This is a genomic window from Paraburkholderia sp. SOS3 (assembly GCF_001922345.1).
Lineage (GTDB): Bacteria > Pseudomonadota > Gammaproteobacteria > Burkholderiales > Burkholderiaceae > Paraburkholderia.
Genome location: NZ_CP018811.1, coordinates 1,474,618 through 1,496,436, shown reverse-complemented (window position 1 = coordinate 1,496,436; position 21,819 = coordinate 1,474,618). Strand labels below are relative to the sequence as shown.

The following is a 21,819-nucleotide window of genomic DNA, read 5'->3' as shown; positions in this document are numbered from 1 at the left end:
ACGTGGCCAGGAACGTGGCTAGAAGCGCGCCTCGCGGCGCGCTCCAACATGCGCTTCGACTCGACGTCGAATTACATGTCCATGCCCATGCCGCCCATACCGCCGGGCATGCCGCCAGGCATCGGTGCGTCTTCCTTCGGCAGTTCGACCACGGCTGCGTCCGTCGTCAGCAGCAGGCCTGCGACCGACGCTGCGTTTTGCAGTGCCGTGCGCGTGACCTTCGTCGGGTCCACAACGCCTGCTTCGACCATATCGACGTACTCGCCCGTCGCTGCGTTGTAGCCGTAGTTGCCCTTGCCGCCGGCAACCGCTGCCACCACGACGCTTGCTTCTTCGCCGCCGTTCGTGACGATCTGGCGCAGCGGCTCTTCCATCGCGCGCAGCACGATCTTGATACCTGCGTCCTGATCGGCGTTGTCGCCCTTCACGCCGGCGATCGAAGCGCGAGCGCGGATCAGCGCGACGCCGCCACCGGCCACGATGCCCTCTTCAACGGCGGCGCGCGTAGCGTGCAGCGCGTCTTCGACACGTGCCTTCTTTTCCTTCATTTCGACTTCGGTCGCAGCGCCGACCTTGATCACTGCCACGCCGCCGGCCAGCTTCGCCACGCGTTCCTGCAGCTTTTCGCGGTCGTAGTCCGACGTCGCTTCTTCGATCTGCGTGCGCACCTGCTTCACGCGCGCTTCGATGCTTGCTGCTTCGCCAGCGCCGTCGATGATCGTCGTGTTTTCCTTGCCCACTTCGATGCGCTTCGCCTGGCCCAGTTCGGCCAGCGTAGCCTTCTCGAGCGACAGACCCGTTTCTTCGGCGATCACCTGGCCGCCGGTCAGGATCGCGATGTCTTCGAGCATGGCCTTGCGACGGTCGCCGAAGCCCGGCGCCTTGACGGCGACGGTCTTCAGAATGCCGCGGATGTTGTTGACGACGAGCGTAGCGAGCGCTTCGCCTTCGACGTCTTCAGCAATGATCAGCAGCGGACGGCCAGCCTTCGCGACTTGCTCGAGCACCGGCAGCAGATCGCGGATGTTCGAGACTTTCTTGTCGTGCAGCAGCACGAACGGGTTCTCGAGAACGGCGACTTGCTTGTCCGGGTTGTTGATGAAGTACGGCGACAGGTAGCCGCGGTCGAACTGCATACCTTCGACGACGTCGAGTTCGTCTTGCAGCGACTTGCCGTCTTCGACGGTGATGACGCCTTCCTTGCCGACCTTGTCCATCGCTTCAGCGATGCGATCGCCGATCGACGAATCGCTGTTCGCCGAGATCGCGCCAACTTGTGCGATTTCCTTGTTCGTCGTGCAGGGCTTGCTGATCTTGCGCAGCTCTTCGATTGCTGCTGCCACTGCCTTGTCGATGCCGCGCTTCAGGTCCATCGGGTTCATGCCCGATGCGACGTACTTCATACCTTCGCGGACGATCGATTGTGCGAGCACGGTAGCCGTGGTGGTACCGTCGCCGGCGTTGTCGCTGGTCTTGGAAGCGACTTCCTTGACCATTTGCGCGCCCATGTTCTGGAGCTTGTCTTTGAGCTCGATTTCCTTCGCGACCGAGACACCGTCCTTCGTGACGGTCGGGCCGCCGAAGCTGCGCTCGAGCACGACGTTGCGGCCCTTCGGACCCAGCGTAACCTTCACTGCGTTGGCGAGAATGTTCACGCCCTCGACCATCTTCGCACGGGCGGAATCGCCGAATACGACGTCTTTAGCTGCCATCTTCTAACTCCTTGAATGCTTTTGAATGAACTGGGAACGTTGAACTTACTTGTTCACCACAGCCATGATGTCTTCTTCGCGCATCACGAGCAGTTCCTGGCCGTCGACCTTGACGGTCTGGCCAGCGTACTTGCCGAACAGGACGCGATCGCCCACCTTCACGTCGAGCTGGATCAGGCCGCCCTTGTCGTCACGCTTGCCCGGGCCGACTGCCAGAATTTCGCCTTGATCGGGCTTTTCCGCTGCGGCGTCGGGGATCACGATGCCCGAAGCGGTCTTGGTTTCCTGGTCAAGACGCTTGACGATCACGCGATCATGCAAAGGACGAAGGTTCATACATACTCCTCTCTTGGTTGAGACTGAAGAACGCTTAGGACAAACCCGGCCGGAGAGCCCGGCCGGAGAAATTGTTAGCACTCAAGTGCGACGAGTGCTAATTATATGGAGGGGCAGTGACAAATTCAAGAAGGGGGATGACGCTTTATGTCGAGGCTCAATTAACCTTGAATTTTGTTTTCATAGTTTTGAGCTTCATGCGATCTCAGGCGTCTATCGACGCGAAAAACTCCCGACGAATCAATAACATGGCGGATTTCCACCAGAACGCGGGCCCCACTGGCAAATGGCATCGCCTCGCGATTCGCACGCCGATACCGCAGTGATGCTGCGCAACACCTGCGTATGAGGGGAAACCCGCATTCAGTCCCGAGCAACAACCCGGCCGAACAACCCCGCCAATTCCTGGCTCACCCCACGCCCAGCACCGCTTTCGGCTCAAGATAAGCCTCGAGCCCCGCCACGCCCAACTCCCGCCCGAGTCCGGACTGCTTGAAGCCACCGAACGGCACATCGAAATCGTAGTGAAGTCCATTGATCAACACACGCCCCGCATCAATACGCGCAGCGACGTCCTGCGCGCGTTTATCCTGCGCGGACATCACATACGCCTGCAATCCATACGGCGTGTCGTTAGCAATGGCGATCGCATCTTCAACGTCGCGATACGGAATGATCGACAGCACCGGCCCGAAAATTTCCTCCCGCGCGATCGTCATATCGTTGCGCACGTCGCTGAACACCGTAGGTTTGACGAACCAGCCCGACGACATCCCCGCGGGGCGCCCCTCGCCTCCCGTCAACAGCCGCGCGCCCTCTTCCAGACCCAGACGGATATAGCGCTGCACCCGCTGCCACTGCTTCTCGCTCACCATCGGCCCGATTCTCGTGTCCGCAGCGCGCGGCTCGCCCGGCTTGAATTGCCCGACCGCCTCGATCACCCGTTTCTCGAACTCGGCAAGCCGACGCTCGTCGATCAGTATCCGCGACCCTGCATTGCATGCCTGACCGCCGTTCGTAAAGCCCGCCTGCACCGCGACCGGCGCCGCCGTGGCGAGATCCGCGTCGTCGAGAATAATGAACGGCGACTTACCGCCCAACTCGAGCGTCGTACGTTTGAGCGTTTCGGCACCTGTCCGCAAAATGCGCTTGCCGACCGCCGTCGAACCGGTAAATGAAATCTTCGCGACATCGGGATGCGCGCTGAGCGTCTCGCCTACCACGTCGCCACGACCTGTCACGATATTGACCACGCCCGCCGGCAAACCGGCGTCATGCAAAGCCTCGGTCATGACGCGCGTCTGCGTCGCACTCATTTCGCTAGGCTTGAGCACCGCCGTGCAGCCGGCCGCCAAGGCAACCGAAAGCTTGCCGGCAATGAATATCGCATTGGCGTTCCACGGCGTGATCAGCGCGGCCACGCCGACAGGCTGCATCACGACCTCACTGCTGCCAACGCGCCGCTTGAAATCGTATTCGCGCAAGACCTTCAAGGCCTGCTCGAACATCGTCGCAGCGCCCTTCGCGTGAAAGCGCGCGGACATCGCCGGCGCGCCGAACTCCAGCATCGAGGCTTCGGTCAGTTCGTCCTCTTTTGCCTGAATCGCTTTCAGAATACGTTGCAGCATGTCGAGCCGTTCGCTCTTGCTGGTCCGCGAAAACGATACGAGCGCGCGCTTCGCGGCCGCGACTGCGCGATTGGCATCGTGCTCGTCCGCGAGACGAACGCGTCCTATGACCTGCTCCGTTGCCGGGTTGAACAGGTCGAACATTTCGCTTCCGTGCGGCACGACGAACGATCCGTCCACGTAAATGTGCTCGATGATCTGCATGAGAGGTCTCCGATGATGTGATGGGAAGCAGATCAGGCAACGCTGCCTGCTATCCGTCGTCAAAATCTGACGATCATTCGGAGCAACGCTTCACGTGCCGCATTATTCCGCGTCGATTCAGGATTGATGCGCATGGCCAGTTGCCGGACGCACTGTGCGGAATGGCAGTCATGACTGTCGCGGTTTGCTGCAACGTCCAGAACGTGCCTGGGCGTAGGCGCACGCGCGCGCTCGACGTGCGCACGCAGACACAACCTGTATGCGCAGGGCCGGGTCTGCATGGCGCGCAAAAACGTTGCGCAAGGTATGACATCCAGCACTGGCGGACGATGCACGGGACTGGCGGGTCCTTCCGTTCTTATGCTTTTTGACCCATCACCGGCTGAAGTAGTTACGAAAGGTCACCGCCGCAATCACCGCCACGCACGGAATCAGCAGTAACGCCCCCCACGGCAGTTCGTTGCGCTCGATCGCAACATACCAATAGAGCCCACCAAAGCCGAGCACGAGTACGCCAATGCCGACCAGCCACGTGATGGCGGCCAGCACCGCTTGCGACGGCTTGCGCGCATTTTTCGAATGTTCAGGAGTAGCAGGCATGTGTGTGGTCGTTATTCGTTCAGATTGTCCGCATGCCGCCGGACTCATCCGGCACTGCGCCTGCGGACCCCTATAGCGTAGCCCAAGATGCTGACACGTCGCTACCGCGCTGCTGACAACGCGCCCCCATCTTCGATCTTCGCCCCCTCGCACTTCGCTTTTTCCGAACCGCGGCTTCCGCGTTTGCAGGTTTATCCGGCTGCACGCATCCCCGACACTGAGCGCTCCCATCACCGCGGATCCGATCCGCAAAAGGAGTCGAGACATGCGCACCTATCCTCGTAACAGCCCCGAAGCCGCAGCCCGTATCGTCGCGCTGGCGCTGACCGCCGACGGACACGTCTGCAGTTCCGAAGACCGCGCGCTCGACCGGCTCAACGTATCTCGCGAACTGGGCCTCGCGCCGGGCCAGTTCCCCGGCATCGTGCAAGCGCTGTGCGAAGACCGCATGCTCGCGCCCGCCTCGTGGGCCGACGCGGCCGACGATCTCGACGCCGATCTGCTAACCACGCTGATGGCCGAGATCGACGACCCGATGCTGCGCCGCAAGGTGCTGCGCCTGTGCCTGGCAGTCGCCGTCGCCGACGACTATCTCGCCGACGGCGAGATCGCGCTGCTCGCCGCGATGCTCGAAGCGTGGCGCCCGCACCGCACGGCGATCGCAATGTAATGCCGGGCGAACGCCGGGGTTAAAGCCTGCCCAAAACCGGGCCAAAACCGAGCGACAACCAAGCGACAGCGCATGGGCCGCCCGTCTGCCTGCCCATCGCGCACAACCGCCGACGCCAGCGCGCGCGGGCGACCTGTCCGCCCCGCGCCGCCCTATCCCCGCGGCGCGGCCAGCACCTGCAATGCAAGCGGATGATGCTGGCCGCGCCGCGAACGGATCGCGTGAATTTCCTCGGCGACTCCGTCCGCGCGGCCCAGCCACCGCAGCCCGCGCATCATCGACAGATCCTCCGCGCCGAGTTCCGCCAGCGGAAACACCCCGAGCCCGCGCGCCGCGAACACTGCCATCAGCGCGCTATCCTCGAATTCGCCGACGATCTTCGGCCGGATGTCCCCGGCCTCGAACCAGCGGTCGAGCCGCGCGCGCAGCGCCCCGTGCCCGGTCGGCAGCAGCACCGGCAGTTCCGCGAGCGAAGCGGGAAAGTGGTCTTTGGCGGCCTTTTTGACGAGCGCGGCCGGCCCGTACCAGTCGACCGCCGATTCAGCGACGCGCTCGCTGAACACACGCAGATCGCTGTTGTGCGGCGCCGGCTGGCACGCGAGCACGAGATCGAGCCGGTGCTGCGCAAGCTCCGTGAGCAACTGCCCGTGCTCGCCCTCGTGGCACAACAGCCGCAGCGACGGCGTATCGAGCACCGGCGCAAGCAGCGCATGCGCGGCAAGCTTCGAAATGCCATCCGACAGACCGACCGCGAGCCGCGCGGCCGGCTCGCTGGCCGCCTCGCGTACTTCTTCGACGAGCGTCGCGCCGAGATGAAAAATCTGTTCCGCGCGCCCGAATGCGGCCTGCCCCGCTTCGGTCATCGTTATGCCGCGCCCGGCCGGCTTCAGCAACTGGCGGCCCATCGACTTCTCGAGCTCGCGCACCTGCGCGCTGATGGTCTGCACGGCCATGTCGAGATGCTCGGCCGCGCGCGCGAAGCCGCCCTCCTTCACCACGACCCAAAAATAATACAGATGGCGAAAGTTAAGCATTCGGGCCTCGCTTCGGAAAAACCGATGTGGAACTGCGATTATGTCTGATTTCGCCGAAGCACAAAGCAGCCCAGAATAACGGTTAGCGCATCACGCAGTTTCCGGTTTTATCCGATCAATTTTCGATTACCAGACGAACCGACCGCCATGGACTACCTGCTCGTTCTAGCCGCCGACCCCGCCGTATGGGCAGCGCTCGTCACGCTCGTCGTGATGGAAGTCGTGCTCGGCATCGACAACCTGATCTTCATTTCGATTCTGAGCAACAAGCTCCCCGCGGCGCAACGCGAACGCACGCGGCGCATCGGTATCCTGCTCGCGCTCGTCATGCGGCTCGGTTTGCTCGCAACGGTCGCGTGGATCGCGCGTCTCACACAGCCCGCGTTCGAACTGTTCGGTCACGGCTTTTCGTGGCGCGACGTGATCCTGATCGCCGGCGGCCTGTTTCTCGTCTGGAAAGCGACCCGCGAAATGCACCAGCACGTGGCGCACGACGGCGCGAACGACGGCGCCGCAAGCGCGCTCGGCACGCTGACCGCGTGGGCAGCGATCAGCCAGATCCTGGTGCTCGATCTCGTGTTTTCGGTCGACAGCATCATCACCGCGGTCGGCATGACCGAACACGTGCCGATCATGTTTATCGCGGTGATCGCCGCCGTCACCGCCATGCTGTTCGCCGCCGGACCGCTGTCGCGCTTTATCGAACGCAACCCGACCGTCGTCATGCTCGCGCTCGCGTTCCTGCTCGTCATCGGCATGGCGCTGATCGCCGAAGGTTTCGGCACGCATGTGCCGAAGGGCTACATCTACGCGGCGATGGCTTTCTCCGCGTTCGTCGAAGGACTGAACATCCTCGCGCGCCGCACAAGAACACGCAGCGCGGCCCGCGCCGGGGAAACCGCCAGCCGAGGTGAGGAAATTACGAAGTCAAACCTCGGTTAAGCCAGATTTTTTCTCGACGTGCAGCGCGGTAGATTGAACCCATCGCCAGCGCTGCACGAAGCGGACGCAAAGCAGACGCCAGGCAGCGCGAACGAAACGCAAAGGAGCACATCATGAAATGCCCAGTTTGCAAGACGCCGGATTTGCTGATGACCGAACGCCAGTCGATCGAAATCGACTACTGCCCGAACTGCCGGGGCGTATGGCTCGATCGAGGCGAACTCGACAAACTCGTTGCGCAAGTCGGCGCCCAGGCTGGCGACGCGACGCCGGTACGCACCGACGATCGGCAGCACCCCGACCGGGACCACCACCGCGCGCGCCCGCACTACGACAACGAGCGCCGCTACGACGACCGGCATCGCGACGAGTATCGACACGACAACCGATACGGACACAGCGGATACCGGAAGAAACGCTCGCTATTCGACATGTTCGACTTCGACTGAGCTTTCAATTCAACTTCACTGAGCGACTTCACTGAGCGACTTCACTGAGCGACTTCACTGAGCGACGTCGACCGAGCGACGTCGACTGAGCAACGTCGACGCAAGAGACAGGCCCTCAGGCTCTGGCCGCCAGGCCCTCGGATAGGCTAGAGCTATTTGGCCGGCGTATGCCGGCCTTTTTTTTCGCCCGCTTTTTCCCGCCTCTCATCGATCCCTATTCCGTGCATTTAGAGAACTTCAGTGCGCGGAAGAAAGTCCCATCTATTTTCGACGGACAGAATGCGTGGCGCGCAAAATCGTGCGGGCAGCTGCGCTCGCACGGGATCTTCCCGCCGCGCCAATCATTCAAGAGGAGCAGATTGTGAAATTCCCGGTCAAGAAGCTGTTCGCATCCCGTACGCTCGTCGCCAGCGTGGCGATTGCGGCGTCCGTCATCAGCGCGGCGGCGCTCGCACAAAGCGCGCAAACCGATGCGCAGCCGACCCGCGCAAGCATCCGCAAAGCCAACCACCGCCTCGAACACAATGTGCGCGTCGCAATCACGCGTGCGAAGATTCCCGCGGCCGATATCCGGATCGTCGCGCGCAGCGGCAAGGTCACGCTCGACGGCACGGTCCCCAGCGACGATATGGTGCAGCCCGCCGGCGAAGCCGCAGGCAAGGTGGCAGGCGTCACGTCGGTGCAAAACCTGCTGACGATGCGCCAAGCCGGACACTGAACGCGCGCGCCGCGTCGAATCGCGTTCGCAGCGCGTACCGGCCGATGCGCCTGCGTGGTTTGCGGACTGAACATTAAACTTCGCGCCCATTGGCGGCATCGCGCCGCCGCTTCAGTATCCTGAGTCCCGATCTGAATCCGGCGCACCGGGCGCGGCATCATGCCGCGCGCCGGTGCGTTCTTCATGCACTCGAGGACTCGTATGCGCGCAAAGCTCAACGGCACACAACTCTACTTCGATATCGACGGCGCCGGTCAGCGCGCATCGGGCGGCCATCTGGTCGACAAACCAACGCTGATCGCGCTGCATGGCGGCCTCGGCTTCGATCACGCATACCTGCGTGACGGACTCGGCCCGCTGCGCCACGACGCTCAGGTGATCTACGTCGATTTGCGCGGCCAGGGAAGGTCCGGGCGGCCCGCACTCGCATCGTGCACGCTCGAGCAGATGGCCGACGACATCGCCGCGCTGTGCGACATGCTCGACATCGAGCGCGCGTTTATCTTCGGCCATTCGGCCGGCGGTTTCGTCGCGATGCACGCTGCCTTGCGTCACCCGTCGCTCGTGCAAGGGCTGATTCTGTGCGGCACGTCGCCGGCCATGGCGCCGCTGCCCGACAATGAAGGCGATCCGGCGCCGACGCTCGCGTCGCGCGGCAGCCGCGAAGCGCTCGAGGTCATGGCGCGCATCGCGGGCGGCGACATCACCGCGCAGACCATGAACGACTTCGTCAGGATCGTCGGGCCGCTGCACACGACGCCGGCCCGCCCCGAAATCTTCCCGCGCATCTTCGCCGCGTCGACCACGACGATCGAAATGATCCGGCATTTCATGCAATCGATCGCGCCGACCTACGACCTGCGCCCGATGCTCGAACGCATCGCGGCACCGACGCTTGCCATTGTCGGCCGCCATGACTGGGTGTGCCCGCCGCGCGCGAGCCGTGCGATTGCGCGCGGCATACCGGGCGCTCGGCTCGTCGAATTCAACGATTCGGGCCACTTTCTTTTCTCCGAAGAGCCCGAAAAATTTCGCGAGCTGGCAATTGGATTCATGACGGCGCATGCGACTCAGGCATAAGCACGCGCCCCCGAGCCCACTGAGCGACGGCGCTGTACAAGCCGCTGAACAAGCAGTTCAGCGCGAAGCAACCGGCTTCGCCATCTCCGTCGTTGCGCTCCAGCCGAGCGCCGCGTAAAGATCGCGGCCCGCCTCGGTCGCATGAAGAATCGCGTACTGCACGCCGCGTTTCGCGAATTCCGCCTCGGCCAGCTGCATCAGATCGCGAGCGAGCCCGCGTCTGCGATACGCGGGCTCGACATACACGTTCAGCACATAACCGCGCCGGTCCGATACGGGATGAGACGGATGCGGCGGCCAGTCGATCAGCATCAGGCCGATACCCGCAACCGGGTCGCCCGCGTCGCAAAGCAGATAACCGAAATACGTGCGGTCTGACAGACGCGGTCGCAGCCACTCGCGAAAATGCGCGGTCATCGTTTGCAACACGGCTTCGTCGCGGCCCGCCTCGCGAAACATCTGCTCGCGGTGACGGCAAACGAGTTCGAGATCCGCTTCGTCAAGCGCACGCACGTCCATTCGCTGGCTTCCCCAGTATCGAGTGATTCAAGGCTTCAGAATATTCACGATTCGCGCCGCGTCGCGCTTTCGATCCATTGCTCCGCGAGCAGATGCGCATGCGGCGTGAGCGCGGCGACGTCGCGCGCGCTCTTCGCCCTGTCGTTTTGCGGCCAGGCGGCATTGCACCGCCGGCTTCGATTTTGCCGAAGTCTAGCATCGGAAATGCCAGATTGTGGGTGCGCGACGTCGCCGTTGGGATGCATCCATGCGATGCCTGATCACGGGCCGGCCGGCCTTCGCGACGTGAGCATAAGCAGATCATGATGTCCGTCCTGCCCGATACGATCGGCTCGCTTGCCATGCTTGTCAGTGTTGCGATGCATCTCGCGCGGATGCGTCACAGGCCCCACCGCGACTAGCGAACGCAGTAACCGGTTTTCAAGTTTTGCCTCATTGCGCCGATATACGTGTTTAACGCGGTCTGCGGCGGTTGAAACGTCGCGAACTTTCGCGCTGCTTTCGCGAACGGCTTCGGCGGCCTGCATCCGCGTGACACCCGCATTCGAACACGCAGGCTTCAGCACGACCGTTGCAGCCCGCGCATCGGAAGCGGCAACGTAACCCGCGTGCGACCCGGCACTTGAACCCCCGCCCGACTTCTTTGAACGCCGCGATGCGTCGCCCGATCACGCGAGCGCCGCTGATCGTGCCGCCTGCGTGCATAGCGTTTTTCATCGCGCTTCTCATGACGCTTTGCGCGCCCGCCGCATCGGCCAGCGACGCACATGACCTTCCCCCCGCACCGCTAAACGAAACGGTCCTGACCGTGCCCGTCGAGACGGCGCCGCCGGTGCGCCTGCAGGTCACACTCTATATGCCGTCGCGCGGCGGGCCGTTCCCGCTCGCGCTCGTCAATCACGGCGCGTCGCACGATCCGGCGAATGCGCCGCGCGTCGCCGACGAGTTCATCCCTTACTACTTCCTCTCGCGCGGCTACGCGGTCGCGATGCCGATGATGCGCGGCTATGCCGGCTCAGACGGCCATCTGCGGCCGCATGGCTGCGACGTGACGGCCATCGGGCTCGACGCCGCGCGCGACATCCGCAAGGTGCTCGACGTCGTCAAGCAGCAGCCGGGCATCGACGCATCGCGTATCGTCGTGGCGGGCAAAAGCATGGGCGGCTGGAACACGCTCGCATTCGGTTCGATTGGCGGGACGACCCCCGCCGCTGATGTCGACGTCAGCGATGTAAAGGGACTGCTGAACTTCGCGGGCGGCGTCAAGGAAGGCGACTGCCAGTCGCCCGACGCGAGCCTCGTCAGCGCAGCCGGGCAATTGGGCGCGCGCACGCGCCTGCGCTCGATCTGGTTCTACGGCGACAACGACCAGATTTTCCCGACCGCGACGTGGCGTCAGATGTACGCGCACTACACCGCGGCGGGCGGCCGCGCGGAGCTCGTCGATTACGGCGCGTTCCAGAAGGACGCGCATGCGATGACGGCATCGGGCGCAGGCTTGCCGCTGTGGGTGCCGAAAGCCGATGCGTTCCTGCGCAGCATCGGCATGCCGGGCACCGAGACCTACCCCGAGTATCTGCCCGGCCACGCGCCGAAGTCGACGACCTTTGCGGCGCTGAACGACCTCAGCGCAATTCCGTATCTGACCGACGATCAGAAGGAAAAACTGTACCGGGGCTTTCTCGCCGCGCCGCTGCCGCGCGCGATCGCGATCGGCATGTCGAATGGATCGTGGGCATCCGGCGGCTTCGATCCGTCGAGCGCAGCGCTCGAGCGGTGCTGGCAGACGGCGCAGTATTGTCAGCTGTATGCGGTCGATAACACGGTGGTCTGGCCGCGGCTTGCCAATGCGCCGCCGGCCACGGCATTCGCACCGCTCGCGAACGCGGCGGCCGTGCCCTATCTGAGCGCTCAGGGCCGTCTCGCCTACTCGAAATTCCTGACGATGCCGCGGCCACGCGCGTTCGCCATCGCGCCCGACGGCGCATGGGGCGCGTCGTCGGGCGTCGATCCGATCGGCGACGCACTCGTGAAGTGCGCAAGCGGACACGCGAATTGCCGTCTCTATGCGGTGGATGGCGACGTCGTGTGGAGCGGCGCGGGCGGCAGGTGACGCACCGTGCGTCGCGTTGATTCGACGGCGAGGTCTGTGTTCAGCGCCGAGCGTGCGAATCGTGCGAACGGTGCAAATGGTGTGATTGGCCCGCATCGTCCACTTCCGCTGCCGCTGCCGCTGCGCCGTGCGCATGGCCGCCGCGCTCGTGCTCCCCGTGCCCTCCGTGCTCCCCGTGCTCCATCATCCGCATCATCTCGGGCCCGCCGGTCCGGAAAAACACATACGTCAGCACGACGAACACGGCACCGAACGCAATATCGAGCACCGTCGTGTAGTTGAGCGTAATCGAGCCGCCGACCGCCGCCGCCGCGTGGCGCTGCTGCGGCACCCAGCCCGCAAGCTCGAACAGCGCCTCGACGAGCAGCGCAGCGGCGACCATCGCCACATAGAACGTGGCGGCGATCAACACTGTCATGCGGCCGCCGTAGTACTTCCGGTAAATATTCAGAATCGGGATGATGATCAGGTCGCCGAAGATAAACGACGCAACCCCGCCAAAACTCAAGCCGCCTTTCCACAGCACCGCGGCGAGCGGTACATTGCCGACCGAGCACGTAAAAGACGCCACCGCGATCAGCGGCCCGATAAACGCGCCCCAGATCATCGCGACATGCGGATCGTCGGCCAGAAAGAAGCGTTGCCAGAAGCTGTCTGGCACCCATGCGGCAAGCGCACCGGCAATCAGCAGCCCCGCGCCGATGTCCTTCCAGAGCATGGCCCAGTTCATCACATAGCCGTGGCTGATCGCGATCCACCCATCCTTCGACAGCAGCCGCTGTTTCCATGTGCCCTGCTGCGCGGCCATCGCCATCGATGCATGACCTTCCATGCTGCCCGCAATGCCCTTGTCGGCCTGCTCGCGCGCCGACTCCTTGAGCGTATTGGACGCGAACAGCCGGAATAGCACCGCGAGCGCGGCGATCATGATCGGCCCGCCGATAAATTCGGCCGCCGCGAACTGCCACGCGAGCAGCACCCACATGAGCACGCCGATTTCCAGAACGAGATTGGTGGCTGCCATCTGGAACGCCATCGCGGCGGTAAAGTTGCCGCCCTTGCGCACGATCGAACGCGCCATCGCGACCGCGGCATACGAGCACGATGACGACACGGCGCCGAGCAGGCTCGCGCGAAGCAGGGACCGCGGCGATTCGTCGGGCAGCAACCTCGACATTTCCGACCTGGAAACGAGCACTTCGACGATCGCCGAGAACAGGAACCCAAGGCTCAAGCCCCAGAAGATCTGCCAGAACATCGTGAATGACATCCACAGTGCGTGCCCAAGCGCGCCGGCGATCTGCATACGAAACTCCGTCGTGGGGTATTACATGAACGAGTATTGCGCGATTAGTCATGCAGGCCCGGCTTCCACGCCACGACAAACGGCGACTGCAAGTGGTTGTCGCTTTTCGCGCGTTTTTCATCCCGGCGCTTGACCTTCCGTCATGGGAATGCGCGACACTTATCGACGAGGCGGCTGCGCGCGGCTTATGCGTGCGCCGCAACCCCACTTACCGGTCTTGCAATGAAATCTGGCTCCATCCGTCGCTTCGGCATCCGCGCAGTCATACTGGCATTGACGTGCTCCGCGGCGAATGCGGCCGGCCTCACGCCGTACGCCGGCCACATCGACGCCGGATTCGTCATGCGCTGGATGGCTCATTTCGAGGCGAAGAACCCATCTGCGCAGCAGCACGATGCGCGCCTGACGCACATCGCGGCGCAAATCGCGAGTGGACGCAGCAAGGAAATCGAGGCATTTAAAAGGGCGTCGGTTCCGCCGCGCGCGGCGACGAAGGCGCCGATCCGATAGATGACGGCCAACCGCAATACGACGAACCGCCGCGCCGGTCAATCGACGTCGACGTCGGCTCTGTCTATTTCCTTGCGCTCGCGGCGCTCCTCATTGCCGCGACGCGCGCGCAAGCGCTGCCGCGACAACCGCGCGATGACTTCGCCGGTGCTCGCGCCCGCGGGAATCTCATTGCGAATGACTTTCGGGACCATCGGCAGGCCCTGACGTTGCCTGCGCAGTGCCTTCGCGATTGCCGCGCGGCACGCCGAGCCGTGGCAGTCCCATTCGTCACGAATCTTTTCGCAGTAAGGGCACTTGTTCATGGGGACAAGTCTACCCGTAAATACGGATCGCTTTTGGTGCGCCGCCGCGCGGGGTTTTCTGGAGGTCCAGCCTCAATATCGCGCTATCGGGTGCGCTATGATCGTCGCCGGCAGGCATGAAACGCGGCACACCTTAGCGCATAAGCCAATAACGGGAAATGAGAATGCCAAAACGCAACCCGGCGCTGCACCGCATTCAGTCGACAGGAAAAATCACGCCCGCACGCCGGTGGACACTGCTCGCCGTCGTGCTGATGGTGCTCGCGGCGCTCGTCTGGGCTCTGTGGTCGCTCGCCGAGCCCGCGGTGCGCAGCCGCATCGTGATAACGACCGGCGCGGACGGCGGCATCTATCGCAGCTTTGCCGACCGCTATGCGCCGCTGCTCAAACGCAAGGGCATCACGCTCGACATCCGCCCGTCGTCGGGGTCCGTCGAGAACTACGAGCGTCTGGCCGACCCCACCAGCGAATACGAAGTCGGCTTTATCCAGTCCGGCACGGTGCGCCCCAAGGACACCGATAATCTGCAGACGATCGCCGCGGTGTCGTACGAACCGATCTGGGTGTTCTACCGCGGTCCCGGGAAGGTCGACCAGCTCACGGAACTGCGCGGCAAGCGCATCTCGATCGGCGTGCCGGGCAGCGGGTTGCTGAACGTATCGGAAACGCTGCTGGGCCTCGCCGATGTGACGCGCGAAAATTCGACGCTGCTCCAGCTCGATGCGGCCGATGCGTATCAGGGCCTCGAAAACGGTACGCTCGACGCGGCGTTCTTTATCGGCCGCCCCGACGCCCCGATGCAGCAAACCCTGCTCAACAGCGACCTGAAGCTGATGAGCTTCGCACTGGCCGACGCGTACGTGCAGAAATTCCCGGCGCTCGCCAAAATCACCTATCCGCGCGGCGCGACGAGCATCGCCAGGGATCTTCCGCGCGAAGACGTCACGCTGCTTGCCGCGACCGCGCAACTGGTCGCAAAAGATTCGCTGCATCCGGCGCTCACCTTCGTACTGCTCGAAGTCGCGAAGACCGTGCACGGCGGCGAAGACTACTTCACGCCGGTCGGCGCATTCCCTAACCTCGATACCGCCGAGTTTCCGGTTTCCGACGAAAGCACGCGCTACTTCAAGTCCGGCCCGCCGTTTCTGCAGCGCTATCTGCCTTTCTGGCTCGCGAGCTTCATCGAACGGCGGCTGCTGATTCTCGTGCCGTTTCTCGCGGTGCTCGTCGGTCTGCTCCAGGCGTTGCCGCGCATGCTCGAGGCGCGCATCAAGAGACGGCTCGTGGTCTGGTATCGCGAACTGAAGTCGCTCGAGGACGAGATCTGGCAAACGGCGCAGCCGACATCGGAGCAGGTCGAGCAGTGGCGCGACGAAATCGAGGAGATCGATGCGTACGCGGGGCAAATCCGCATGCCGCAGCGTTACTTTCAGGATGTTTACGCATTGAAGCAGGCCATCGCCGTGGTGCGCCACCGGATCGTGCAGATTGCCGCCCGCACCTCGCACGCGAACATACCGGACTGACAGTCCTCGCACGATTGTTCAGGAATCAGCTATTGTGATTTGCGAACCATCCTGTTTCGTCACCACCCCGAACTGGCTACATTGGATCCAACGACGCTGCGGTGCAGTCAGGCGCAACAAGGCTCGTGTAGATCAACAGGAAGAAGAGGTGATGCAATGGCCAGATATGTCGAAGCTATCGGACTGATCGGTGCACTCGTGGTGTACCTCGTGCCGTCGCTCGAAGCGGATGCGCGCGAACACCGTCACGCGTTCGCGATCACGATGATCAACGTGTTTCTGGGCTGGACCGTGATCGGCTGGTTCGCGGCATTGCGTGCGGCACGCTCGCCCGACGGCGGCGCACGGTTCGCGCAGATCGCGCGCTCGGCCCGCACCGCGATTGCGCGCGGCACGATCGAGAAGCTTGTCAGTCATGTCCAGCACGGCGCGCCGTTCACGCCGCGGCTGGCCGAAGCAAGAATCGTCGACGTGCGGCGCGCGCACTTCGAGCGCCACGCGAAGAACAGTCATCGCACGTTCCGGTAGGCAATCTTGTCGTACCGTGCAACGAAGTATTGCTGAGAATGCGTAGAGGCAGTGATTGGCGACCGTGGAGCAGTTTCTCCCGGTCGCTTTTTTGCGCGCGGTTTCCTTCAGTCCTGCAAGGTCGCAGAACGGCCGTCAGCAGAGAATGCGCGCATTGACGATAATCGGGTGCCCCGTCTTTCCCGCAATCTTCCCTGGAGACCGGTACCCGATGCACCCAGCCTCCGGCACGCCGCGCACGTCCGGCGCGTTTTTGCTACTCGCGCTCGCGTTCATCATCAATATGATGGGCACGACGCTTCCCACCGCCGTCTACCGCTATTACCGCATTGCGTACGGCTTCACGCCGGCCACGATCACCGTGATCTACGCGTGTTATGCCTTTGGCGTGCTGGCCGCGTTGCTGATGGTCGGCAACTGGTCCGACCAGCTGGGCCGCAAGCGGATGCTGACGTACGGGCTCATCGCCTCGGCGGCATCGGGCGTGGTGTTTCTCGCGAGCACGAGCCTCGCCGCGCTGATGGCGGCGCGGCTGATCTCGGGCGTCTCAGCCGGCATTTTCACGGGCACTGCGACCGTCGCGGTGATCGAAGCCGCGCCCGCGAAGTGGCGCAATGGCGCCACGCTCGCGGCCACTGCATCGAACATGCTCGGCCTCGGCTGCGGACCCGTGCTCGGCGGTCTGATCGTCGAGTCCCTGCCGGCGCCGATGCGTGCGCCCTATGCGGTTCATCTCGCGCTTGTCGTCGTCGCGTTGCTTGCGGTGCGCAGCGTGCCCGAGACCGCGCGCCTCGCCGCGCACGCACGGTTGCGCATGCAACGGATCGCCTTGCCGCGGCCCGTGCGCGGCGCATTCGTGCCCGCCGCGCTATCGGGTTTCGCCGGTTTCGTCGTGGTCGGATTTTTCGCGGCCGTCGCGCCGCAATTGATGCGCAGCGTGCTCGGCTTTCACAGCGACGTCGCGATCGGACTCGTCGTGTTTCTGCTGTTCGCATCGTCCGCGTGCGGACAGGCCTTGCAAAGCCGGTTCGCACCGCGCTGGAGGCAACCGGCCGGTTGCGTCGGCCTGATCGCGGGCCTCGTACTCGTCGCGCTCAGCAGCGTCTGCGATGCGAAGAGCGCGCTGCTCGCCGGCACCGTGCTCGCCGGCCTCGGCCAGGGCGCGAGCTTTCGCGCCGGACTCGGCGAACTGACCGCGCGCAGCCCCGCCGATGCGCGCGCCGCCGTGACGTCGGCCTATTTCGTCGTGCTCTATGTCGCGATTTCGCTGCCCGTCATCGGACTCGGCATCGCGACGCAACGGACCGACATCCGTCACGCGACGCTGCTGTTCGCCGCGGTGACGATCGTCGTCGTGATCGCCGCGCTCGGGTTTCTGGTAACCGGCAAAGGTGCTGCGCGGCCCGACGCGAGCGCGGTCGGTGACTAGGAATCATCAGGCAAAGCCGATGGGGTCAAAGCGTTCCAGGTAGCCTGACTCGACCGACGAGCGAACGAAGGGAATACACCGTGCGGTCGAACGTTCTCGTGAACATCGGCGGACCACCGCCCGACGGATCGCCGCCCGGCGCTCCCCATCACGAGCATCGCCATGAACCTCGCCGACTTCGCCACGCCTTCGTTTCTCGCCAACCCGTATCCGGTGTATGACACCTTGCGCGAAGCAGGTCCGCTCGTGCCGGTCGGGCCGAACCAGTTCTTCTCGGGCCACTACGACGTGGTCGACAGGCTGCTGCACGATCGCCGCATGGTTCATAATTTCGAATCATCGGTGCGCAAACGCTACGGCGAAGCAGGCGCGCAGCAGCCGGTGCTGCGCGGCTACGGCCGCATGTTCCTGCTGATGAACCCGCCCGTGCACACGCGGCTGCGCGGCCTGATGATGCAGGCCTTCAACGCACGACAGATCGAATCGATGCGCGACATCGCGCGCACGAGCGCCCAGCGCCTCATCGACCGCTTCGAAAACGACGGCAGCGTCGACATCATGGCCGCGTACGCAATGCCGTTTCCAATCGAGATGATTTGCCGCATGCTGGACGTGCCTGTCGAACATGCAAAAGAGCTCGGCGATGCGATCCAGCACGTGGCGAAAATGCTCGACGTCGCGCCGGCCGGCGAAGCGCAGCTTGCGATATCGAACGATGCCTACCGGACGCTCGACACCTATTTCTCCGAAGTCATCGAAGCGCGCCGCAAGCAGCCGGGCACCGATCTGGTTTCGATGCTGCTCAAGGCCGAAGATCACGGCGAAACGCTCACGCACGAAGAGATCGCCGCGAATGTGATCCTGCTCTACCTTGCTGGTCACGAGACCACGTCGCATATGATCGGCAACGCGCTGATCGCCCTGCAGCGCCATCCGCAGCAATTCGACGCGCTGCGGCACGATATGGCGAAGCTGCCGAACGCGATCATCGAATGCCTGCGTTACGAAGGCTCCGCCCAGCTATCGGGCCGCACCGCGAGCGAAGATATGGAAATCTCGGGCATTCCGGTGCCGCGCGATTCGATCGTCTATCTGTCGCTTGGCGCGGCAAACCGCGATCCGGCGAAGTTCGAACGTCCCGACCAGCTCGATATCGACCGCGAGCTGCCGCGCGTGCTCACATTCGGCGGCGGCGTGCACCACTGCCTCGGCTATCGCCTCGCGGTGCTCGAACTCGAGACCGCGCTCGGCGCGCTGCTGACGCGCCTGCCGAACCTGACGGTCGACGGGCTCGACGATCTGCACTGGAATGGCCGCAGCAGCCTGCGCGGCGTCGAGACGCTGCACGTGCGCTGGTAACCGCCGGAAATCGTCAAAGACCGCCGAGCCGCACGCGGAAGGCATCAGAAAGGCAGACGGGCGATAATCGGTCCGTTCATCACCTTGACGACCCCTTTGCCGGTGCTGGGGCCTTGCCTTCGCGTCCGTTCCGCTCGCCCATGACGTCATCCGATTCGCCGCGCAACGATGCGCAACTGCTGCAGGCCGCCGTCCTGCTCTACACGAACAAGCGCTTTGCCGATGCGCTGACGGCCCTGCAACCGATCATGCAGCAGCGCACCGCGAGCGCGACGCGCGCAGCCGCGTTCAATCTTGCGGGCGTCTGCGCGCAGAATCTCGAGCGGCTCGCCGATGCCGAACAGTTCTGGCAGCACGCACTCGCGGACAAACCCGACTACGCGGAATCGCATTGCAATCTCGGCAGCCTTTACAGGCGCCTCGAACGGCTGGCGCAAGCAGAAGCGAGCTTTCGCGCAGCAATCGCGTGCCGCGCGGACTATGTGGAAGCGCATTACAACCTCGGCTTGCTGCTGCATCGCGCCGGGCGTGCGCACGAAGCGGAGGCCGCGTATCGCAAGGCAATCGAACTGCGGCCGAATCTCGCGGTCGCGCACAACAATCTCGGCGTGCTGCTGCACGACGAAAAGCGGCTCGACGAAGCCCAGGCCGCGTATGTGCAAGCGCTGGCGTGCAACCCTGAGTACGGCGAAGCGTATTTCAATCTCGGCAAACTGCAGGTCGACGGCGACAGGCTGCGCGAGGCGGAAGTCATGTACCGCGCCGCGCTGGTCGCCGAGCCGAATCTCGTGCAGGCGCATCATCATCTCGGCGCGCTGCTGAACCTGCTCAGGCGCTTCGACGAAGCCGAAACGTCGCTGCGCCACGCGCTAACGCTGGCGCCGCATCTGCCCGACGTTCATACGAGCCTCGGCAGCACGCTGATCGAGACCGATCGCTACGTCGACGCCGAAGCGGCATGCCGCACGGCGCTTGCGTTTCAGGAAGACAGCGCGAACGCGTTGCATACGCTCGGCATCGCGTTATACCGGCAAGGCCGCACCGACGAAGCGGAAGCCGCCTATCGCCGCGCGCTCGCGATCCATCCGGAGCTCGCGTCGGCGAAATTCGGCCTCGCCGCGCTGTTGTTGCAGGCGCAACGTTATGAGGAAGGCTGGCCGCTCTACGAAGCGCGCCACGAACGCGGCGACGGCCAGAAGCGCGCGCAGGCGCCCGACGTGAGCTGCCCGCGCTGGCACGGCGAACCGCTCGCCGGCAAGTCGCTGCTGATCTGGCGCGAGCAGGGTTTCGGCGACGCGCTGCAGTTCGGCCGCTATATCGCGCGACTGAAGGCGCACGGCGTCGCGCGTCTCACGTTCGCGTGCCCGCCCGCTCTGAGCCGGCTATTCAGGAGCGTCGAAGGCGTCGACGAGGTGCTCGACACGCTCGCGGCCGTTTCGGAAGGCCAGTACGACTACTGGACCTTTCTGCTCAGCGTGCCGGGCCTGCTCGACGACAAGACGCTGCCGCCGGCGCACTTCATCACACCCGACGCGGGGCTCATCGACGCATGGCGTGCCCGGCTCGCAGGCCTCGCGGGCCGCAAGATCGGTCTGGTCTGGAAAGGCAATCCGAAGCATGTGAACGACCACAAGCGCTCGCTGCCGTCGCTCGATACGCTGGCGCCGTTGTGGGACGTGGCGAATGCGAGCTTCGTGAGCCTGCAAAAAGGCGCCGGCGAAGACGAAGCGGGCTGCGCGCCGGCGCAGCGGCCGATACTGCCGCTCGGCCCGGAGCTTGCGGACTTCGCCGACGCGGCGGCCGTCGTCGCGCAACTCGATCTCGTGATCAGCGTCGACACGGCGACTGCGCACCTGGCCGGCGCACTCGGCAAGCCGTGCTGGGTCATGCTGCCTGCCACCGACAACGAATGGCGCTGGACCCATGCGCGCAACGGGCCTGCATCGCCGTGGTATGCGGACACGATGCGCGCGTTCCGGCAGCCGGAGCCTGGCGATTGGGCGCAGGTGGTTCAGGCGATGAAGGCGGAACTGGAGTCGCGTTGAGGCTTCGAGGCGACGCGCGCTGCGTGCCGCCTGCCGCGCCCCGCACGATACGCCGCCGTTGCCGGTCAACGGCGCGCGCGAGGCGCCCACCCGCCTGATCACTGACCGCGCTCGCCGCTCGCATTGCGCTCGATCTCGTCGCGCAGGCGCGCTTCCCGGTCGCGCAATTCGGACGTAAACGCATCGCCGAAATCGGCCATCTCGTACAGCGGGCGAATTTCGATATCGGAGTCGCTGTTCATCGGGTTCGGGCAGCGCTTGACCCATTCGACGGCTTCGTCCATCGATGCGACCTGCCAGAGCCAGAACCCCGCCACAAGCTCGCCGACCTGCGCAAACGGCCCGTCGCTGACCGTGCGCGAACTGCCGGCGAAGCGCACGCGCTTGCCGCGCGAACTCGGCTGCAGGCCGTCGGCGTCGAGCAACACGCCGGCTTTGGCGAGTTCCTCGTTGAAGCGGCCCATGGCCGCGAACATGTCGGTATCGGGCAACTGGCCAGCTTCCGATTCGGGCGACGCCTTGACGATCACCATGACGCGCATCTTCATTCTCCTTGACGGGTTGGGGGAGACCGCGGCGCGGGCGCCCGATCCGGCGCCCGATTTGGCGCCCGCACGGCGGCTTCAACGAGGCGACGAACCGGCGTGGCCGAAATCGACATTGCGCGCGACAATTTGCCGATAACGCGCCCGAGCGACGGATTTCGCGCCGTCCGCACGTTAAACGGTAAACGAGCGATAGCCACCCGTACGAGGAAAAAGCCCGACCGGTCCGGTTCCGCGCCGTTCCGACCCGCGTGCGGACCT

Annotated in this window: 21 protein-coding genes; 12 read left to right on the top strand and 9 right to left on the bottom strand. The window is 64.2% G+C overall.

Translation table 11 applies throughout. From position 1 onward, the window contains the following. Positions 1 to 71: 71 nt before the first annotated feature. From groL to BTO02_RS06855, 4 genes are all read right to left on the bottom strand, one after another. Positions 72 to 1,712, bottom strand: a complete 1,641-nt coding sequence (gene groL / locus BTO02_RS06875; protein WP_075156407.1) for a chaperonin GroEL — start codon at positions 1,710 to 1,712, stop codon at positions 72 to 74. Positions 1,713 to 1,757: 45 nt separating this feature from the next. Beyond that, positions 1,758 to 2,048 carry a co-chaperone GroES gene (groES, locus tag BTO02_RS06870; RefSeq protein ID WP_075156406.1) on the bottom strand — a complete coding sequence of 97 codons (291 nt, stop codon included), beginning with the start codon at positions 2,046 to 2,048 and terminating at the stop codon, positions 1,758 to 1,760. A 410-nt stretch (positions 2,049 to 2,458) separates the two neighbouring features. Next, positions 2,459 to 3,880, bottom strand: coding sequence for an aldehyde dehydrogenase family protein (locus BTO02_RS06860; RefSeq protein WP_075156404.1), 1,422 nt, complete (start codon positions 3,878 to 3,880; stop codon positions 2,459 to 2,461). A gap of 375 nt (positions 3,881 to 4,255) precedes the next feature. Then, positions 4,256 to 4,480, bottom strand: coding sequence for a hypothetical protein (locus tag BTO02_RS06855; RefSeq protein ID WP_075156403.1), 225 nt, complete (start codon positions 4,478 to 4,480; stop codon positions 4,256 to 4,258). Positions 4,481 to 4,745: 265 nt separating this feature from the next. On the opposite strand from BTO02_RS06855, the gene BTO02_RS06850 reads away from it, so the two are divergent. Next, the gene (locus BTO02_RS06850; protein ID WP_075156402.1) at positions 4,746 to 5,150 is read left to right on the top strand and encodes a hypothetical protein; all 405 of its coding nucleotides are present in this window, start codon (positions 4,746 to 4,748) and stop codon (positions 5,148 to 5,150) included. Positions 5,151 to 5,302: 152 nt separating this feature from the next. Here the strand turns inward: BTO02_RS06850 and BTO02_RS06845 are convergent, their stop codons facing one another. Then, positions 5,303 to 6,184 carry a LysR family transcriptional regulator gene (locus BTO02_RS06845; protein WP_075156401.1) on the bottom strand — a complete coding sequence of 294 codons (882 nt, stop codon included), beginning with the start codon at positions 6,182 to 6,184 and terminating at the stop codon, positions 5,303 to 5,305. 147 nt (positions 6,185 to 6,331) lie between these two features. Here BTO02_RS06845 and BTO02_RS06840 point away from each other — a divergent pair, with 147 nt between their 5' ends. The 4 genes from BTO02_RS06840 to BTO02_RS06825 all read left to right on the top strand — a co-directional run bounded on the left by BTO02_RS06840 (position 6,332) and on the right by BTO02_RS06825 (position 9,373). Further along, complete coding sequence (locus BTO02_RS06840) at positions 6,332 to 7,126, top strand: TerC family protein (RefSeq protein ID WP_075156400.1); 795 nt, start codon at positions 6,332 to 6,334, stop codon at positions 7,124 to 7,126. A 113-nt stretch (positions 7,127 to 7,239) separates the two neighbouring features. Next, on the top strand, positions 7,240 to 7,575 hold the full coding sequence (locus BTO02_RS06835) for a TFIIB-type zinc ribbon-containing protein (RefSeq protein ID WP_075156399.1): 336 nt from the start codon (positions 7,240 to 7,242) through the stop codon (positions 7,573 to 7,575). A 361-nt stretch (positions 7,576 to 7,936) separates the two neighbouring features. Beyond that, entirely contained in the window at positions 7,937 to 8,293 is a 357-nt protein-coding gene (locus BTO02_RS34725) for a BON domain-containing protein (protein ID WP_075158658.1), read from the top strand. Positions 8,294 to 8,494: 201 nt separating this feature from the next. Next, entirely contained in the window at positions 8,495 to 9,373 is an 879-nt protein-coding gene (locus BTO02_RS06825; protein ID WP_075156398.1) for an alpha/beta fold hydrolase, read from the top strand. Between the two features lie 57 nt (positions 9,374 to 9,430). Here the strand turns inward: BTO02_RS06825 and BTO02_RS06820 are convergent, their stop codons facing one another. Then, positions 9,431 to 9,892 (bottom strand): GNAT family N-acetyltransferase, encoded by a 462-nt coding sequence (locus BTO02_RS06820; RefSeq protein ID WP_075156397.1) that lies wholly within the window; start codon positions 9,890 to 9,892, stop codon positions 9,431 to 9,433. A gap of 727 nt (positions 9,893 to 10,619) precedes the next feature. Between BTO02_RS06820 and BTO02_RS06805 the strand changes: the two genes are divergently transcribed. Then, the gene (locus BTO02_RS06805; RefSeq protein WP_075158657.1) at positions 10,620 to 12,005 is read left to right on the top strand and encodes an alpha/beta hydrolase family protein; all 1,386 of its coding nucleotides are present in this window, start codon (positions 10,620 to 10,622) and stop codon (positions 12,003 to 12,005) included. A 40-nt stretch (positions 12,006 to 12,045) separates the two neighbouring features. Here the strand turns inward: BTO02_RS06805 and BTO02_RS06800 are convergent, their stop codons facing one another. Then, a complete protein-coding gene (locus tag BTO02_RS06800) occupies positions 12,046 to 13,311 on the bottom strand; it encodes a permease (protein ID WP_083615017.1) in 1,266 nt (421 codons plus the stop codon). A 222-nt stretch (positions 13,312 to 13,533) separates the two neighbouring features. On the opposite strand from BTO02_RS06800, the gene BTO02_RS06795 reads away from it, so the two are divergent. Next, positions 13,534 to 13,821 carry a hypothetical protein gene (locus BTO02_RS06795; protein WP_156883770.1) on the top strand — a complete coding sequence of 96 codons (288 nt, stop codon included), beginning with the start codon at positions 13,534 to 13,536 and terminating at the stop codon, positions 13,819 to 13,821. 38 nt (positions 13,822 to 13,859) lie between these two features. Here BTO02_RS06795 and BTO02_RS06790 read toward each other — a convergent pair whose 3' ends face one another. Then, positions 13,860 to 14,126: a hypothetical protein gene (locus BTO02_RS06790; RefSeq protein WP_075156393.1), complete on the bottom strand. Its 267-nt coding sequence runs from the start codon at positions 14,124 to 14,126 to the stop codon at positions 13,860 to 13,862. Between the two features lie 164 nt (positions 14,127 to 14,290). Between BTO02_RS06790 and BTO02_RS06785 the strand changes: the two genes are divergently transcribed. From BTO02_RS06785 to BTO02_RS06765, 5 genes are all read left to right on the top strand, one after another. Next, entirely contained in the window at positions 14,291 to 15,652 is a 1,362-nt protein-coding gene (locus BTO02_RS06785) for a TAXI family TRAP transporter solute-binding subunit (RefSeq protein ID WP_075156392.1), read from the top strand. Positions 15,653 to 15,808: 156 nt separating this feature from the next. Further along, positions 15,809 to 16,180: a superinfection immunity protein gene (locus tag BTO02_RS06780; protein WP_075156391.1), complete on the top strand. Its 372-nt coding sequence runs from the start codon at positions 15,809 to 15,811 to the stop codon at positions 16,178 to 16,180. Between the two features lie 211 nt (positions 16,181 to 16,391). Then, positions 16,392 to 17,609 carry an MFS transporter gene (locus BTO02_RS06775; RefSeq protein ID WP_075156390.1) on the top strand — a complete coding sequence of 406 codons (1,218 nt, stop codon included), beginning with the start codon at positions 16,392 to 16,394 and terminating at the stop codon, positions 17,607 to 17,609. Between the two features lie 162 nt (positions 17,610 to 17,771). Next, positions 17,772 to 18,968 carry a cytochrome P450 gene (locus BTO02_RS06770; RefSeq protein ID WP_075156389.1) on the top strand — a complete coding sequence of 399 codons (1,197 nt, stop codon included), beginning with the start codon at positions 17,772 to 17,774 and terminating at the stop codon, positions 18,966 to 18,968. A 140-nt stretch (positions 18,969 to 19,108) separates the two neighbouring features. After that, entirely contained in the window at positions 19,109 to 21,013 is a 1,905-nt protein-coding gene (locus BTO02_RS06765) for a tetratricopeptide repeat protein (RefSeq protein WP_075156388.1), read from the top strand. A 98-nt stretch (positions 21,014 to 21,111) separates the two neighbouring features. Here BTO02_RS06765 and BTO02_RS06760 read toward each other — a convergent pair whose 3' ends face one another. Next, complete coding sequence (locus BTO02_RS06760; RefSeq protein ID WP_075158656.1) at positions 21,112 to 21,555, bottom strand: YciI family protein; 444 nt, start codon at positions 21,553 to 21,555, stop codon at positions 21,112 to 21,114. Between the last annotated feature and the right edge of the window lie 264 nt (positions 21,556 to 21,819).

Coding starts and splice junctions, on each gene's coding strand:
- groL (WP_075156407.1), bottom strand. CDS start 1,712: ATGGCAGCTAAAGACGTCGTATTCGGCGATTCCGCCCGTGCGAAGATG.
- groES (WP_075156406.1), bottom strand. CDS start 2,048: ATGAACCTTCGTCCTTTGCATGATCGCGTGATCGTCAAGCGTCTTGAC.
- BTO02_RS06860 (WP_075156404.1), bottom strand. CDS start 3,880: ATGCAGATCATCGAGCACATTTACGTGGACGGATCGTTCGTCGTGCCG.
- BTO02_RS06855 (WP_075156403.1), bottom strand. CDS start 4,480: ATGCCTGCTACTCCTGAACATTCGAAAAATGCGCGCAAGCCGTCGCAA.
- BTO02_RS06850 (WP_075156402.1), top strand. CDS start 4,746: ATGCGCACCTATCCTCGTAACAGCCCCGAAGCCGCAGCCCGTATCGTC.
- BTO02_RS06845 (WP_075156401.1), bottom strand. CDS start 6,184: ATGCTTAACTTTCGCCATCTGTATTATTTTTGGGTCGTGGTGAAGGAG.
- BTO02_RS06840 (WP_075156400.1), top strand. CDS start 6,332: ATGGACTACCTGCTCGTTCTAGCCGCCGACCCCGCCGTATGGGCAGCG.
- BTO02_RS06835 (WP_075156399.1), top strand. CDS start 7,240: ATGAAATGCCCAGTTTGCAAGACGCCGGATTTGCTGATGACCGAACGC.
- BTO02_RS06825 (WP_075156398.1), top strand. CDS start 8,495: ATGCGCGCAAAGCTCAACGGCACACAACTCTACTTCGATATCGACGGC.
- BTO02_RS06820 (WP_075156397.1), bottom strand. CDS start 9,892: ATGGACGTGCGTGCGCTTGACGAAGCGGATCTCGAACTCGTTTGCCGT.
- BTO02_RS06805 (WP_075158657.1), top strand. CDS start 10,620: ATGACGCTTTGCGCGCCCGCCGCATCGGCCAGCGACGCACATGACCTT.
- BTO02_RS06800 (WP_083615017.1), bottom strand. CDS start 13,311: ATGCAGATCGCCGGCGCGCTTGGGCACGCACTGTGGATGTCATTCACG.
- BTO02_RS06795 (WP_156883770.1), top strand. CDS start 13,534: ATGAAATCTGGCTCCATCCGTCGCTTCGGCATCCGCGCAGTCATACTG.
- BTO02_RS06790 (WP_075156393.1), bottom strand. CDS start 14,126: ATGAACAAGTGCCCTTACTGCGAAAAGATTCGTGACGAATGGGACTGC.
- BTO02_RS06785 (WP_075156392.1), top strand. CDS start 14,291: ATGCCAAAACGCAACCCGGCGCTGCACCGCATTCAGTCGACAGGAAAA.
- BTO02_RS06780 (WP_075156391.1), top strand. CDS start 15,809: ATGGCCAGATATGTCGAAGCTATCGGACTGATCGGTGCACTCGTGGTG.
- BTO02_RS06775 (WP_075156390.1), top strand. CDS start 16,392: ATGCACCCAGCCTCCGGCACGCCGCGCACGTCCGGCGCGTTTTTGCTA.
- BTO02_RS06770 (WP_075156389.1), top strand. CDS start 17,772: ATGAACCTCGCCGACTTCGCCACGCCTTCGTTTCTCGCCAACCCGTAT.
- BTO02_RS06765 (WP_075156388.1), top strand. CDS start 19,109: ATGACGTCATCCGATTCGCCGCGCAACGATGCGCAACTGCTGCAGGCC.
- BTO02_RS06760 (WP_075158656.1), bottom strand. CDS start 21,555: ATGCGCGTCATGGTGATCGTCAAGGCGTCGCCCGAATCGGAAGCTGGC.